Below are 14679 nucleotides of genomic sequence, written 5' to 3'. Positions count from 1 at the left end.
GCCCACCTACGCTCGCCGGAGGACGACCACCCCCGACCCCGGAGCCGCCCCGTGACCCAGCAGACCCCTCGCCCCGCCCCGCAGACCGAGCCCGCCGCATGAGAGTCACCGACACCAGCGACCTGTGGTGGCGCACCGCCGTCTTCTACAACCTCGACGTCGAGACCTTCATGGACTGGAACGACGACGGCGTCGGCGACCTCGAGGGCCTCGCCCACCGCATCGACTACCTCGCCGAGCTCGGCGTCAGCTGCCTCTGGCTCGCGCCGTTCTACACGTCGCCGGGGCGCGACAACGGCTACGACATCAGCGACTTCTTCGGAGTCGACGCGCGCTACGGCCACCACGGCGACGTCGTCGAGGTCGTCCGCACCGCCCACGACCGCGGGATGCGCGTCATCGTCGACCTCGTCGTCAACCACACCAGCGACCAGCACCCCTGGTTCCAGGCAGCCCGCTCCTCCCCCGACAGCCCCTACCGCGACTACTACGTCTGGCGCGACGCGCCGCCGGCCGACCAGCCGGCCAACGTGTTCCCGGATGCGGAGGACGGCGTCTGGTTCCTCGACGAGGAGGCCGGCCAGTACTACCTGCACAACTTCTACCGCCACCAGCCCGACCTCAACACCGACAACCCGGCGGTGCGCGACGAGATCGCCAAGCTGGTCGGCTTCTGGCTGCAGCTCGGCGTCGACGGCTTCCGCGTCGACGCGGTGCCCTACCTGATCACTCCCGGCGCTCCCGACGAGCACGAGTGGCTGCGCCTGCTCCGCCGCTTCGTCTCGCGCCGCTCGGGCGAGGCGGTGATGCTCGGCGAGGTCAACATCGGCCGCGACGAGCAGCTCGCCTTCTTCGGCGGTGAGGACGCGGACGAGCTGTCGATGCAGTTCGACTTCATCGGCAACCAGCGCCTCTACCTGGCCCTCGCCCGCGGCGAGGCGGCGCCGCTCGCCGAGGCTCTCGCGAGTCGTCCCGCCACGTCGACCGGCAGCCAGTGGGCCAACTTCGTCCGCAACCACGACGAGCTCACCCTCGACCAGCTGTCCGACGACGAGCGCGACGAGGTCTTCGCGGCGTTCGCACCGGAGCAGTCCCAGCGGATCCACGGGCGCGGCATCGTCCGCCGCCTCCCGCCGATGGTCGACGGCGATCCGCGCCGCATCCGGATGATCTACAGCCTGCTGTTCTCGCTGCCGGGTGCGCCCGTCCTCTACTACGGCGAGGAGATCGGGATGGGCGAGAACGCCTCCCTCCCGGGGCGCGGCGGCGTGCGCACCCCGATGCAGTGGAGCGCGGCCGCGAACGGCGGCTTCTCGCGCGCCGACGCCTCCGACCTGGTCGCGGCGGTCACCGAGGGCGGCTTCTCGCCCGAGCACGTGAACGCGGCCGACCAGCTCCGCGACCCCGACTCGCTGCTCGCGCACGTGAAGGGTCTGGCCTGGCTGTACCGTCGCTCACCCGAGATCGGCTGGGGCGAGTACACCCACCTGCCGGCCGACGACCCGGCCGTCTTCGCGCACCGGCTGTCGGCCTCGACGGGGACCACTGTCGCCGTGCACAACCTCGGATCGGCTCCGAGCACGGTGACGCTCCGGCTCCCCGATGCGCCCGACGGCGCCCGCCTCGTCGACTCCCTCGCCGGCGAGTCGCTGCCCGTCGGCCCGGACGGCGCCGTGACCCTCCCCCTCGACGCCTACGGCGCCCGCTGGTTCCGCCTCGTGACCGACTCCTCCCGCCGCCTGGTCTGACGCGCCCGCCTCGAGAGGGCGGGACTCCCGCGGCACTCCCTGAGAAAGCACGAGGCGTTCTCACGGCGGGCATCCCTACTCTGGCTCGGTGGACTTAGACACCCTCCTCAACATCGGCCTCGTCGTGCTGTTCGTGCTCATCGGAGGCGTCTTCGCCGGCACCGAGATGGCCATCGTCAGCCTCCGCGAGAGCCAGGTCCGCGCGATCGAGGCCGGCAGCGAGCGCGGGCGCCGCATCGCCGAGCTGGTCCGCAACCCCAACACCTTCCTCTCGGCGGTGCAGATCGGCGTGACGCTCGCCGGCCTCTTCTCGTCGGCGTACGGCGCCTCGACGATCGCCCCCGACCTCGTGCCCCCGCTGCAGTCGCTCGGCCTCTCGGCCGGCGCCGCCTCGACCGTCGCGCTCATCGCGATGACGCTCGTCATCGCCTACCTGTCGCTCGTGCTCGGCGAGCTCGTGCCCAAGCGCCTCGCGATGCAGAAGTCGGTGGCGTTCACCAAGATCCTCGCCCCGCCGCTCAACGGGCTCGCGCGCCTCATGCGCCCGGTCATCTGGCTGCTGTCGGTGTCGACCGACGCCGTGGTGCGCCTCCTCGGGGCCGACCCCCGCGAGAAGGGCGAGAGCGTCTCGGCCGACGAGGTGCGCGACATGATCTCGAGCAACACCGAGATCCACGAGGACAGCCGCCGCCTGCTCACCGACATCTTCCGCGCCGACGACCGCCGCGTCGCCGAGGTGATGCGCCCGCGTCACGACGTCGACTTCCTCCGCGGCGAGCTGCCCGTGGCGGAGGGGTACCGCGCCGTCCTCGGGGCCCCGCACTCGCGCTACCCGGTCGTCGGCGAGAGCTTCGACGACGTGCTCGGCTTCGTGCACGTCCGCGACCTGATGGCCGCGTACCCGGAGGAGTCGCCCCGGTCCGTCGCCGACATCACCCGGCCGATGCTCGCCGTGCCCGGCACCACGAAGGTGCTCTCGGCGCTGCGCACCATGCGCCAGGACGGCCACCAGATCGCCGTCGTCATCGACGAGTACGGCGGGACCGACGGCATCATCACGCTCGAGGACCTGCTCGAGGAGCTCGTCGGCGAGATCTACGACGAGTACGACGGCGCCCGCCAGGAGGGCGACGCGAAGGCCGCCGAGAACCTCCTCGAGATCGACGGCGGCATGATCCTCGAGGACCTCGAGGATCTGCTCCACGTCGAGCTGCCGGAGGGGCCCTACGAGACCGTCGGCGGGTACATCCTCGACCGCATCGGCCGCGTCGCGGTGGTCGGCGACTCGCTCGTGGTCGGCGACCACCTGCTCCGCATCGCCGAGACCGACCGCTACCGGATCTCGCGCATCACCCTCGTGCCGCAGCCCGCGTCTGCCGCCCCTGCTGCGGAGGAGCCCGGGGCCGCTTCCTAGGGCAGCCGCGTCTCGACCCACCGCGTCGCCGGCAGGCCGCGGGCGCCGGGCCGCGCCAGCCACAGTCCGCCCGCCGCGGCGTGCGCCGCCCGCTCGTCGGCCGACAGGTCGCGCGAGGCGGAGGAGACGACCGCCACATCGAGCCCGTCGCCCGCGAACGCGATGCTCGAGACGTGCGGCGCGTCGACCGAGATCCCCTCGCCCTCGAGCAGCTTCCCCTCGGAGTCGTAGACCCGTACGCCGCTGCCGCCCCAGATCGCGCACCACAGCCGGCCCTCCGCGTCGACCGTCATCCCGTCGATGAACACGCCCTCCTCCGGCTCGAGGAACGTCTCGCGGGCGCCGTCGGGGTACGCCCGGCGGTAGACGACTCCGGACTCGGTGTCGACCGAGTACATCAGCGACCCGTCGGGCGACCAGCCGAGGCCGTTGGAGAGCCTCAGGTCGTGGTCGAGCACCGTCACCGAGCCGTCGTGCTCGAGGCGGAGGAGCACATCGTCGCCCACGGACTCGCCGAGGGTCAGCGAGCCGACCACGAGCCGGCCCTGCGGGTCGATCGATCCGTCGTTGAAGCGGTGCCCCTCGGGCAGCAGCTCGGAGCCGCGGGTGAGCGAGCCGTCGACCTCGAGGATCGCGAGGCGCCGGGTCAGCGCGACGAGCACGCGCCCGTCGCCCAGCGGCAGGGCGCAGCCGACCTGCTCGCCCACGTCGGTGCGCGAGATCGCTCCGATCCCCTCCGCGGTGAGGGGCGCCGAGAGCACGGCGCCCGACTCGATGTCGACCCAGGTGACGCGGCCGGTGCCGGCGTCCCAGACGGGGCCCTCGCTGAGGACGTAGGAAGGGGTGCCCGCAGGCGTCGCGTCGATCATCCGCCCACCGTAGCCGCGGGCGGGGGGAGGCCGGGGGGCGGTTGACGGCGGGCGCCGGGTCCGCGACGGGATACACCCGGAGCCCGCCGCCTGACAAGGGGTGCATAGCCCGGCGATGCACGGGTCTATCGTCGTCTCGCCGCACCCGCAGCCGGGGCGACAGGAGGGCGTTCTCATGTCGACGGATACGACCGAGTCTCGTGACGCGAAGGGTCCGGTGCGCAGCCTCGTCCCGGCCCGCATCGACAGGCTCCCGTGGACGCGGTTCCACTGGTCGATCGTGGTCGGACTCGGCTTCTCGTGGGTGCTCGACGGCCTCGAGATCCAGATCGTCGCGAGCGCCGGGTTCGCGAAGGAGTTCGACCTCTCGGCCGCGCAGGTGGGTGTGCTCGGGACGGTCTACCTGGTCGGCCAGATCGTCGGGGCGCTGATCTTCGGGCGGCTCAGCGACCGGCTCGGGCGGCGCAAGCTCTTCATCCTCACCCTGGTGATCTACCTCGTCGCCAGCGGGCTGGCGGGTCTCGCGCCGAACTACCTGTTCCTCGCCGTGTTCCGCTTCTTCGCGGGCATGGGCATCGGCGGCGAGTACGCGGCGATCAACTCGGCCATCGACGAGCTCATCCCGTCGAAGTACCGCGGCCGGGTCGACATCGCGATCAACGGCACGTACTGGGGAGGCGCGGCGCTCGGCTCCGCGGCGAACCTGTTCTTCCTCAACGACCAGATCTTCGCCGAGAACGTCGGCTGGCGCCTCGGCTTCTTCCTCGGTCCGATCCTCGGGCTCGCGATCATCTACCTCCGCCGGCACATCCCCGAGAGCCCGCGCTGGCTGATGACGCACGGCCGCGAGGAGGAGGCGGAGCGCACGGTCGACGAGATCGAGCGCCGGGTCACGGCCGAGGGAGGCACGATCGAGCCGGTCGACGACTCGAAGGCCATCACGGTCAAGGCGACCGAGAGCATCCCGTTCCGCACCATCGCGCGCGTGCTGATCAGGCAGTACCCGAAGCGGACGCTGGTCGGCGCGACCATGATGATCACGCAGTCCTTCCTCTACAACGCGATCTTCTTCACCTACGCGCTGGTGCTCGAGAACTTCTACGGAGTGGAGCAGAGCGCGGTCTCGTACTTCTTCTTCCCGTTCGCGATCGGCAACCTGGTCGGCCCGCTGGTACTCGGCCACCTCTTCGACGTGTGGGGCCGGCGGAAGATGATCTTCCTCACCTACGGGATCTCGGGCGCCGTGCTCGCGCTCTCGGCACTGCTGTTCAGCATGGACGTGCTGACGGCGACGACGCAGACGGTCCTCTGGTGCGTGTCGTTCTTCTTCGCCTCGGCGGGCGCCTCGAGCGCGTACCTCACGGTGAGCGAGATCTTCCCGCTCGAGCTGCGCAGCCAGGCGATCTCGTACTTCTTCACCCTCGGCCAGATCGCCGGTGCCGTGGCGCCCACCCTCTACGGCGTGCTGATCGGCGACGGCAGCGACCGCGGCCCCCTCACCGTCGGCTACTACGTCGGCGCGGCCGTGATGATCGTGGGCGGAGTCGTCGCGCTCGTCTTCGGCGTCGACGCCGAGCGCCGCAGCCTCGAGAGCATCACCGAGCCGCTGTCGACGGTGCGCGACTGACGCCTCAGCCCACGTGCACGCCCGGCCGCCGCGAGCGGCGCGGCTCGGAGCGGCGCAGCACCTCGCGGGTGACCGGCGCCACCTCGCCGGTGCCGGTGATCAGGAAGCGGAACATGTTGGTCAGCGGGTCGCCCTCGGTCCACTCGAAGTAGACCTCGGGGATCACCCCGGTCAGATCGCGGATCTCGAGCAGCACCGTCGCGATCGTGTTCGGGATGGTGCCGGAGGTGACCGTCAGCACGCGGAACCCGTGCCGGACCTCGCCGCGCACCTGCAGGTCCTCCTCGAAGTCGGACGAGTCGGTCGCCTGCACCTCGAGGAACAGCACCGGCGAGCGCCGCGGCAGGTTGCTGTGCTGGTGCTCCTCCGCCAGCTTCTGCCGGTACTCGGCCTCGGAGCCGTCGTCGGGCTCGTTCGCGAGCACGCGGATCACGCCGTACTCGTCGGCGTCGGAGGTGACGAAGTCGAGCGCGGCGGCGTCGAAGGTCACCGACGTCGCCCGCAGCTGGAACGAGCGCTGGACCCGCGAGATCAGGGACACCGTGAGGATGCCGAGGATGAACACGCCCGCGATCCGCACGCCGTCGGGCCGCTCGACCACGTTGACCACCGTCGTGTAGACGAAGACCAGCGCGATGACCGCGAATCCGATCGAGCGCTTGCGCTGCTTCTTGCGCTTGGCCGAGAGGAACACGGCGACGGACGCGGAGGTGATCAGCACCAGCACGCCGGTGGCGTAGGCCCCGCCCTGGGCGTCGACGTCGGCCCTGAAGAGGATGGTGATGACGAAGGCGATGACCGTGAACACCAGCACGAGCGGGCGGACGGCGGCGGCCCATTGCGGTGCCATCCCGTAGCGCGGGAGGTAGCGCGGCACGATGTTGAGCAGCCCCGCCATCGCCGAGGCGCCCGCGAACCAGAGGATGCAGATCGTGCTGATGTCGTAGACGGTGCCGAACGCCTCACCGAGGTACTCGTGCGCGAGGTAGGCCAGGGCGCGGCCGTTCGCCTGCCCGCCCGACCGGAACTCGGCCTGCGGGATCAGCAGGGTCGTGACGAAGCTCGACGTGATCAGGAACGCCGACATCGTGACCGCGGCCGTGATCAGCAGCCGCTTGGCGCCGCGGATCCGGCCGGCCGGGTCCGCCTCGGTGTCGCCCGCCTCACCGCGGATCTGCGGCATCACGGCCACGCCGGTCTCGAACCCCGAGAGCCCGAGCGCGAGCTTGGGGAACACGATCAGCGCGATGCCCACCATGATCAGCGGGTTGCCGTGCTGCGTGTTCAGGGCCGACCACCAGTCGCTGACGACCACCGGGTTCTCGGCGACGTGCGCGAGCGCGACGACGATCACGACGGCGTTGAGCACGAGGAACGCCGCGACGAGCACGACCGCGATCGTGATCGCCTCCCTGAAGCCGCGGAGGAACACGATCGCGAGCAGGGTGATCAGGCCCAGGGTGAGCGGCACCTCGGCGCCGTGGAACCACTCCGGGGCGAACGGGTTCTCGACCGCGTGGGCCGTGGCGTCGGCCGCGCTCAGCGTGATCGTGATCATGAAGTCGGTCGCCGCGAAGCCCAGCAGCACCAGCACGAAGAGCTTGCCGCCCCACCACGGCAGCAGCCGCTCGAGCATCGCGATCGAGCCCTCGCCGCGGAAGCTCTCCCTCGCGACCCGGCGGTAGACCGGCAGCGCACCGAACAACGTCAGCAGCACGAGCACGATCGTCGCGAGCGGCGAGAGGAGCCCTGCGGCCAGCGCCGCGATCGCGGGCTGGTAGCCCAGGGTCGAGAAGTAGTCGACGCCGGTCAGGCACATCACCCGCCACCACGAGTGCGTCTTCTCGGTGGTGGAGTGCGGGCCGGGATGGGTGCCCGCGTTCTCGCGCAGGCCCTCGAGCAGCCACGCCCGCAGGCCGCCGGGACGCGCCGTGCGCAGCGGCGAGGGTTCGAGGGCGTCGGCGTCGCCGCGGACGAGGGAGGAGGTCACTGGTCTGTTCTACTCGCCCGATCGGGCGCGCGAGCCCGGATCCCGCGCATCCATACGGATCCCTAACGGGCAGTTCCTGGGGAGGAGCCCCGGGTCACTCTTCCGAGACGAGTCCCGTTGCCTTGAGCGGCAGAACCGACCCCCTCGGCAGTGTTCTAGTGCCAGAGCTTGGCGAGCGTGCCCTGCGCCGAAGCGACCGCAGGGTGAGTCCTCGCAAGGCGTTCCACCTTCACGAGGCGGTGCAGCGGCGGATCGGGGTCCACCGTCCAGATCCCGAAGACGGTCCACTGCGGCCGATGGTAGGACCACCAGCGGACTCCATCCCATCGCCGACCGCCGTTTCGCTGCTCTCGGAATATGTTCAGGGCCCAGGACTGGCTCGTCGATCGCACTCGCGTGACGACCTGAGTCGGCCGCAGCGAACGCTCGACGAGGTTGGCGGCGTCGTCGAGGTCGAGGAGTGGTGTGGCATCCGGGATCTCGAACGTCCCGAGCACTCGGCGACCGGTGGGGAGCCACGGGGTCTCGAACATGTCGTCCGACCACTGCGCCAGATCCCCGAAGGCCTCGCCGACGGCCACTTCAGGGGTGAAGCCGTAGTACCAGGTCACGTACGACGACGCGTTGTCCAGCCGTGAAGCACCTTGCGCCGGTCGGTACACGAAGTCCTCGTGTCCGGGCTCTCCCGCGGGCGCGTGAGGATCGTGTCCGAAGACCCGGTAGACCAGCACCTCCTAGGCCATGGCGATGTCGAGGGCCTTGATGACCTCACCGCTCCCCGACATCTTGAGCACATCGATCGGGCGTGCCCCGTCGAGGACCGAGTTGGACCCGCTGAGCCAGTCGATCGCTGCCTTCGGAGACCACGCCTGGAGTGCTTTCGCGACGACATAGTCGAGGTCGAGCAGCATCTGCGCGGTTCGCGGGCCCGGATGCTCCTGCCCATTGCTCCACTGGGACGGCTGACTGCGATTCACGTCGAGAAGCTTCGCGACCTCCACTCCGCTGCCCAGCGACTCGATCAGGAACGCCGCTCGTTCCCTCGCCTGCGGTATCGATCTCGCCGAGCTCGGAACGCTTCTGCGCGTCGCGCGAGTGCGCGTCGTAACAGACACCGGCCGCTTCGATCCCCGGAACGCTGACCCCTCAGGAGCGATGTGCGATGTCTTCGCGGTGCCGCTGCCAGCGCCCGACGCGCTGCGGCCGGTGGAAACCGTCACTCGAGTGGGAGCATTCTGACGTTCGACGGATGTCACGGAACTCCTCGGTCGGTGAATGGCAGCGCAAGCCGGATTCCGAAGACTATCACCCAACGAATTCGTTGGGCGAGGATCGTCGCGCGTCAGGTCGCGCGCACAGCGTAGGTGAGCACCGCGTTGCCGGCGCTGGTGGTGACGGAGTCGCGCAGCTCCAGCCGCGTCGCCGGGTCGCCCGGCTCGAACAGGCGGCGACCGGCGCCGGCGATCACGGGGTGGATCATCAGGGTCAGCTCGTCGAGCACGCCCGCGAAGAGCAGCGAGCGGGTCAGCGAGATGCTCGAGAAGAGCGAGATCTCGCCTCCGTCGGTCTGCTTGAGGCGCGTGAGGAACTCGGCGACATCGCCCTCGATGAGAGTCGCGTTCCACTCGAGCGGGCCTCGGAGGGTCGTCGAGGCGACGTACTTCTCGATCGGGTTGATGAAGGAGCCGAACGGGTCGTCGGCCGGCGCGCTCGGCCAGTACTGCGACCACTCCTCGTAGCCCGCGCGCCCGAGGACGGCGGTGTCGACGGAGCCGATCATCCGCCCCATCATCGCGCCCAGCTCGGCGTCGAAGCTGTCGAACTGGAAGAGGTTCGGCCACTCGACGACCCCGTCGACCGACATGAAGAGCCCCGCGGTGAGCGTGCGCATGGTGTGCCTCCCGTGACCGCCGGCGACCGTGCCGACGCGGACAGCCTCCCGCACCCCTCCCGCCCGGACAAGCGCCGATCCGCGCCGCGCGGGCCGCACAACCAAGGCTGGAAGGCCGGTTCCGCCGAGGATCCAGCGGTTCCGGCCTTCCAGCCTTGGTTGTGAGGGAGCTGTCGGGGCGCGACCGCCCGACTCGGGCTACTCCTCGACGACGATGGTGGTGATCACCGGGTTGCGGCGGTGGCGGCGGGTCAGCCAGCGACCGAGGGTGCGGGTGATCAGGGCCTCGATCGCCTCGCGCTCGGTCGGCTTGCCGGCGGCCTGCAGCACCGCGTCGTCGATCGCCTTGCTGGCGTTGTCCTTCCAGCCCGGCTCCTCGACGAAGCCGCGGGTGAAGAACTCGACCGGCTCGCCGAGCGTGCCGCGGTCGAGGTCGACGATGGCGAGCACCGTGATGGCGCCCTCCTCCGCGAGCACGCGGCGGTCGATCATCGCGTCCTCGGTGGCGACGCCCATCGTGGTGCCGTCGACCAGGATCTGGTCGGCCGGGATGCGTCCGCTGACGCGCGAGCGGCCCTTGACGAGGTCGATCGAGACGCCGTCCTCGATGACGAAGACGTTCTTCTCGTCGATCCCGGTGCGGGTCGCGATCGCCGCGTTGGCGGTGAGGTGGCGCCACTCGCCGTGCACGGGGAGCACGGCGGTCGGGCGGAGGATGTTGTAGCAGTAGGCGAGCTCGCCCGCGCTGGCGTGACCCGAGACGTGCACCTTGGCGTTGCCCTTGTGCACGACGGTGGCGCCCCAGCGGGTGAACGCGTTGATGATCCGGTAGATCGCGTTCTCGTTGCCGGGGATGAGCGAGCTGGCCAGCAGCACGGTGTCGCCCGGGCCGATGTCGATGATGTGGTCCTTGTTGGCCATGCGCGACAGCGCGGCCATCGGCTCGCCCTGCGACCCGGTGCAGATCATCACGATCTCGGTCGCCGGGAGCTTCTCGAGCACCTTCATGTCGACCACGAGGCCCGCGGGGATCTTGAGGTAGCCGAGCTCGGCGGCGATGCCCATGTTGCGCACCATCGAGCGGCCGACGAAGGCGACCTTGCGGCCGTGCTTGTGGGCGGCGTCGAGCACCTGCTGGATGCGGTGGACGTGGCTCGCGAAGCTCGAGACGACGATGCGGCGCGGGGCGGTGCGGAACACCTGGTCGATCGCGGGGGCGAGGTCGCCCTCCGAGATCGCGAAGCCGGGCACGTCGGCGTTGGTCGAGTCGACGAGGAAGAGGTCGACTCCCTCGTCGCCGAGGCGCGCGAAGCCGGGGAGGTCGGTGGTGCGCCCGTCGAGCGGGAACTGGTCCATCTTGAAGTCGCCGGTGTGCAGCACGAGGCCGGCCTCGGTGCGGATCGCGACGGCGAGGCCGTCGGGGATGGAGTGGTTCACCGCGAGGAACTCGAGGTCGAAGACGCCCGCGTCGACGCGGTCGCCCTCCTTGACCGGGCGGGTGCGCGGGGTGATGCGGTGCTCCTGCAGCTTCGCGCTGATCAGCGCGAGCGTGAAGGTCGAGGCGATGATCGGGATGTCGCCGCGCTCCTTGAGGAGGTAGGGGACGCCGCCGATGTGGTCCTCGTGACCGTGGGTGAGCACGATCGCCTCGATGTCCTTCAGGCGCGAGCGGATCGCGGCGAAGTCGGGGAGGATCACGTCGATGCCGGGCTGGTTCTCCTCGGGGAAGAGGACGCCGCAGTCGACGATGAGCAGCTTGCCCTTGTGCTCGAAGACGGTCATGTTGCGACCGATCTCGCCGAGTCCGCCGAGCGGAGTGATGCGCATCCCGCCCTTCTCGAGGGGCTTCGGCGTGGGGAGCTCGAGGTGATGGCGCGCGGGCTTGGCGGTGCGGGTGTTTCTCATGAGTGCTTTCCGGTGAGGGAGGAGTCCGGGTGGCGGCGCGGTGGCGCGGGGCTGCGGAGTTCTCGGTAGGGATGTCTCGCATCCGGCGTGCTCCCTCGGCGAACTGGCGCGGAAGGGGCGGTGCGGGTGGTCGCGAGGGCGATCGTGGGTGCGCGGAACGATCTGTCGTCCGCGGCTGCTGCCTCTAGTCTGCCAGCGATCCCTGGAACAGGACGACGAGACGCCGATCCCGGGTATGTCGCGCCTGTGGAGGCGGCCGCTCAGCGGCTCGACAGCAGCTCGACGAACTCGTCGGCCATCGCGAGCTGCGCCTGCAGCGCGTCGCGCCGCTCGCGGGCCTGCGCCACGAAGCGGTCGAGCTCGGCGCGGTCCTCGGGGTCGCCTCCGTGCGCCTCGATGCGGTCGATGACGCGCAGCAGCGCCGCCATCTCGTCCAGCGAGAAGCCGAGGGGCTTCATCCGGCGGATGAGGATGAGGCGGTCGTAGTCGTCCTGCGTGTAGAGGCGGAATCCGCCCTCGGTGCGCCCCGACGCGGTCACCAGGCCGACCTCGTCGTAGTGGCGCAGGGTGCGCAGCGACAGGCCGGTCTTCTCGGCGAGCTCGCCGATGTGCATCGTGACCGACATCCGACCTCCCGATATCAACCCTCACGTGAGGGTAGAGTTGGCGCAGGGCGTTCGCCCGCCCCCACATTCTTCCCTGCGCGAAGCAGCGTCTCGCGCCTCCCGACTCTCGTGACGAGAGCCCCGACTCCTGGAGTTCCATGACCACCGCCACCCCGCCCCGCTACCGCGCCGAGCCCACCGTCATGACGGCGCTGCGCTCGCCCCGCCTCCTCAGCCGCGAGGTGCTCGCCGGCCTCGTCGTCGCGCTCGCGCTCATCCCCGAGGCGATCTCGTTCTCGATCATCGCCGGAGTGGACCCCCGCGTCGGCCTGTTCTCGTCCTTCGTGATGGCGGTCACCATCGCCTTCCTCGGCGGCCGCCCCGCGATGATCACCGCGGCGACCGGAGCCGTCGCGCTCGTCATCGCGCCGGTCGCCCGCGACTACGGGCTGGACTACTTCATCGCCACGGTGATCCTCGCCGGCGTCTTCCAGATCGTCCTGGGCCTGCTCGGAGTCGCGAAGCTGATGAGGTTCATCCCGCGCAGCGTCATGGTCGGCTTCGTCAACGCGCTCGCGATCCTGATCTTCACCGCGCAGATCCCGAACCTCATCGGCGTGCCGTGGCTCGTCTACCCGCTCGTCGCGATCGGCATCGTGATCATGGTCGTGATGCCGCGACTGACCCGGGTGGTGCCCGCTCCGCTCGTCGCGATCGTGCTGATCACCGCGGCCGTCGTCGTGACGGCGATCGCCGTGCCGACCGTCGGCGACCAGGGCGAGCTGCCGCGCAGCCTCCCCGAGCTGTTCGTGCCGAACGTGCCGCTGACCTGGGAGACCTTCACGATCATCGCGCCGTACGCGATCGCGATGGCGCTCGTGGGCCTCCTCGAGTCGCTGATGACCGCGAAGCTCGTCGACGACATCACCGACACCCACTCGCAGAAGACGCGCGAGTCCCTCGGGCAGGGCGCCGCCAACGTGCTGTCCGGCCTGTTCGGCGGCATGGGCGGCTGCGCGATGATCGGCCAGACGATGATCAACGTGAAGGCCTCCGGCGCCCGCACGCGCATCTCGACGTTCCTCGCGGGCGTGTTCCTGCTGATCCTCGTGGTCGTGCTCGGCGACGTCGTCGCGATCATCCCGATGGCGGCGCTGGTCGCCGTGATGGTGATGGTGTCGGTCGCAACGTTCGACTGGCACAGCATCCGCCCCTCGACGCTGCGCCGCATGCCGCTCGGCGAGACCCTGGTGATGGTCGCGACCGTCGCCGTCGTGGTCGTCACGCACAACCTGGCCATCGGAGTCATCATCGGCGTCATCGCCGCGATGATCGTCTTCGCCCGCCGCGTCGCCCGCTTCGCGACCGTCGAGCGCACGGTGTCGGAGGGGACCGCCCACTACCGCGTGACCGGCGAGCTGTTCTTCGCCTCCAGCAACGACCTGACGACCCAGTTCGAGTACGCGGAGGACCCCTCCCGCGTCGTGATCGACCTCTCGGGCTCGCACGTCTGGGACGCCTCGACCGTCGCCGCCCTCGACGCGATCACCACCAAGTACGAGCGCCACGGCAAGCACGTCGTGATCGAGGGCATGAATGACGCCTCGACCCGCATGCACACCCGCCTCGCCGGCAACCTCGGCGCGGGGCACTGACCTGGCCTCTGACCTAGCATTCGGGCATGGCCCTCCTGCACCGCGCGACGATCACGCCCAGCAAGCTCGAGATCGTCGAGGCGTGGGCTCCGACCCAGCCGTGGTGCCCGGGCGGAGGCGTCGAGCAGGTCGGCGCGTACCGGTTCGACGACCCCGCGGGCGAGGTGGGCATCGAGGCGCTGATCGTGCAGGCTCCGGACGGGCCGGCACTGCAGGTGCCCGTGACCTACCGGGGCGCGCCGCTCGAGGGCGGCGAGCCGTGGCTGATCGGCACGATGACCCACTCGGTGCTCGGCGAGCGCTGGGTGTACGACGCGGCGGGCGATCCGGTCGCGGTCGCCGTCTTCGCCACGGCGATCCGCACGGGCGGGGTGCAGGCCGAGCTCGAGGTCGAGATCGACGGAGTGATGGTGCGGCGCGATCCGACCGCGACGGTCCGCGGCAGCGGCTCCGCCTCCGACCCGGTCCCCGTTCCCACGGCGGTCCGCACCCGGAGCGACGAGCGCTCGACGACCGTCGAGGCCGACGGGTTCGAGCTGACGCTGCGCCGGGTGCTCGACGACGCGCCGGCCGACGGCGAGACCCTCGTCGGCAGCTGGTCCGGCTCCGGCCCGACCGTCCTCGCGAGCCTGGCCTGACCGACTCCGCGGGATGTCACCTCCGCGGCATGCTTGTCGCCCTCGCTGATCGAGTAGCCCGCGCAGCGGGCGTATCGAGATCCACCAGCGTCAGAAGAAGGTGCCGGACTCCCGATCTGCTGAAGCCAGTGGGTCTCGATACGCCGCCTTCGGCAGCTACTCGACCAGCGGGCTGGAGTGCGCCGCACAACATCAGCTGAGACGGGGGTGCATCGCCCAGCAGCGGAGGCACCCCACTCTCAGCTGATGTTGCGCTGTACCTTGCTGATCGAGTAGCCCGCGCAGCGGGTGTATCGAGATCCACCAGCGTCAGAAGAAGGTGCCGGACTCCCGATCT

The 14679-nt window shown here is 70.2% G+C and carries 12 protein-coding genes; 5 read left to right on the top strand and 7 right to left on the bottom strand.

The annotated features are described in order from the left end of the window. The first annotated feature begins 98 nt into the window (after positions 1-98). Positions 99-1748: an alpha-amylase family protein gene (locus GSU68_RS01695; protein WP_159905401.1), complete on the top strand. Its 1650-nt coding sequence runs from the start codon at positions 99-101 to the stop codon at positions 1746-1748. Between the two features lie 88 nt (positions 1749-1836). After that, positions 1837-3162, top strand: a complete 1326-nt coding sequence (locus GSU68_RS01690; RefSeq protein ID WP_159905400.1) for a hemolysin family protein — start codon at positions 1837-1839, stop codon at positions 3160-3162. Here GSU68_RS01690 and GSU68_RS01685 read toward each other — a convergent pair. Beyond that, complete coding sequence (locus GSU68_RS01685; protein ID WP_159905399.1) at positions 3159-4031, bottom strand: SMP-30/gluconolactonase/LRE family protein; 873 nt, start codon at positions 4029-4031, stop codon at positions 3159-3161. The two genes, GSU68_RS01690 and GSU68_RS01685, sit on opposite strands and share 4 nt — an antisense overlap. Positions 4032-4206: 175 nt before the next feature. Between GSU68_RS01685 and GSU68_RS01680 the strand changes: the two genes are divergently transcribed. Beyond that, positions 4207-5658, top strand: a complete 1452-nt coding sequence (locus GSU68_RS01680) for an MFS transporter (RefSeq protein WP_159905398.1) — start codon at positions 4207-4209, stop codon at positions 5656-5658. Positions 5659-5662: 4 nt separating this feature from the next. Here the strand turns inward: GSU68_RS01680 and GSU68_RS01675 are convergent, their stop codons facing one another. The 6 genes from GSU68_RS01675 to GSU68_RS01650 form a co-directional block, all read right to left on the bottom strand. Then, positions 5663-7597: an amino acid permease gene (locus GSU68_RS01675; protein ID WP_159910076.1), complete on the bottom strand. Its 1935-nt coding sequence runs from the start codon at positions 7595-7597 to the stop codon at positions 5663-5665. Between the two features lie 206 nt (positions 7598-7803). After that, positions 7804-8379, bottom strand: a complete 576-nt coding sequence (locus tag GSU68_RS01670) for an RES domain-containing protein (protein WP_159905397.1) — start codon at positions 8377-8379, stop codon at positions 7804-7806. Positions 8380-8382: 3 nt separating this feature from the next. Next, complete coding sequence (locus GSU68_RS01665) at positions 8383-8904, bottom strand: hypothetical protein (RefSeq protein WP_159905396.1); 522 nt, start codon at positions 8902-8904, stop codon at positions 8383-8385. An 86-nt stretch (positions 8905-8990) separates the two neighbouring features. Beyond that, on the bottom strand, positions 8991-9539 hold the full coding sequence (locus GSU68_RS01660) for a dihydrofolate reductase family protein (protein ID WP_159905395.1): 549 nt from the start codon (positions 9537-9539) through the stop codon (positions 8991-8993). A 198-nt stretch (positions 9540-9737) separates the two neighbouring features. Next, positions 9738-11366 (bottom strand): ribonuclease J, encoded by a 1629-nt coding sequence (locus GSU68_RS01655; RefSeq protein ID WP_208544680.1) that lies wholly within the window; start codon positions 11364-11366, stop codon positions 9738-9740. Positions 11367-11704: 338 nt separating this feature from the next. Further along, positions 11705-12070 (bottom strand): MerR family transcriptional regulator, encoded by a 366-nt coding sequence (locus GSU68_RS01650; protein ID WP_159905393.1) that lies wholly within the window; start codon positions 12068-12070, stop codon positions 11705-11707. Between the two features lie 137 nt (positions 12071-12207). Between GSU68_RS01650 and GSU68_RS01645 the strand changes: the two genes are divergently transcribed. Both GSU68_RS01645 and GSU68_RS01640 read left to right on the top strand, forming a co-directional pair. Then, complete coding sequence (locus tag GSU68_RS01645) at positions 12208-13704, top strand: SulP family inorganic anion transporter (protein WP_159905392.1); 1497 nt, start codon at positions 12208-12210, stop codon at positions 13702-13704. Positions 13705-13730: 26 nt separating this feature from the next. Then, the gene (locus GSU68_RS01640) at positions 13731-14342 is read left to right on the top strand and encodes a hypothetical protein (protein WP_159905391.1); all 612 of its coding nucleotides are present in this window, start codon (positions 13731-13733) and stop codon (positions 14340-14342) included. Positions 14343-14679 lie beyond the last annotated feature (337 nt).

It is taken from the genome of Rathayibacter sp. VKM Ac-2759 (genome assembly GCF_009834225.1).
GTDB lineage: Bacteria > Actinomycetota > Actinomycetes > Actinomycetales > Microbacteriaceae > Rathayibacter.
The sequence above is the reverse complement of the archived record's forward strand: the minus strand, read 5'-3'. Positions and strand labels throughout refer to the sequence as shown.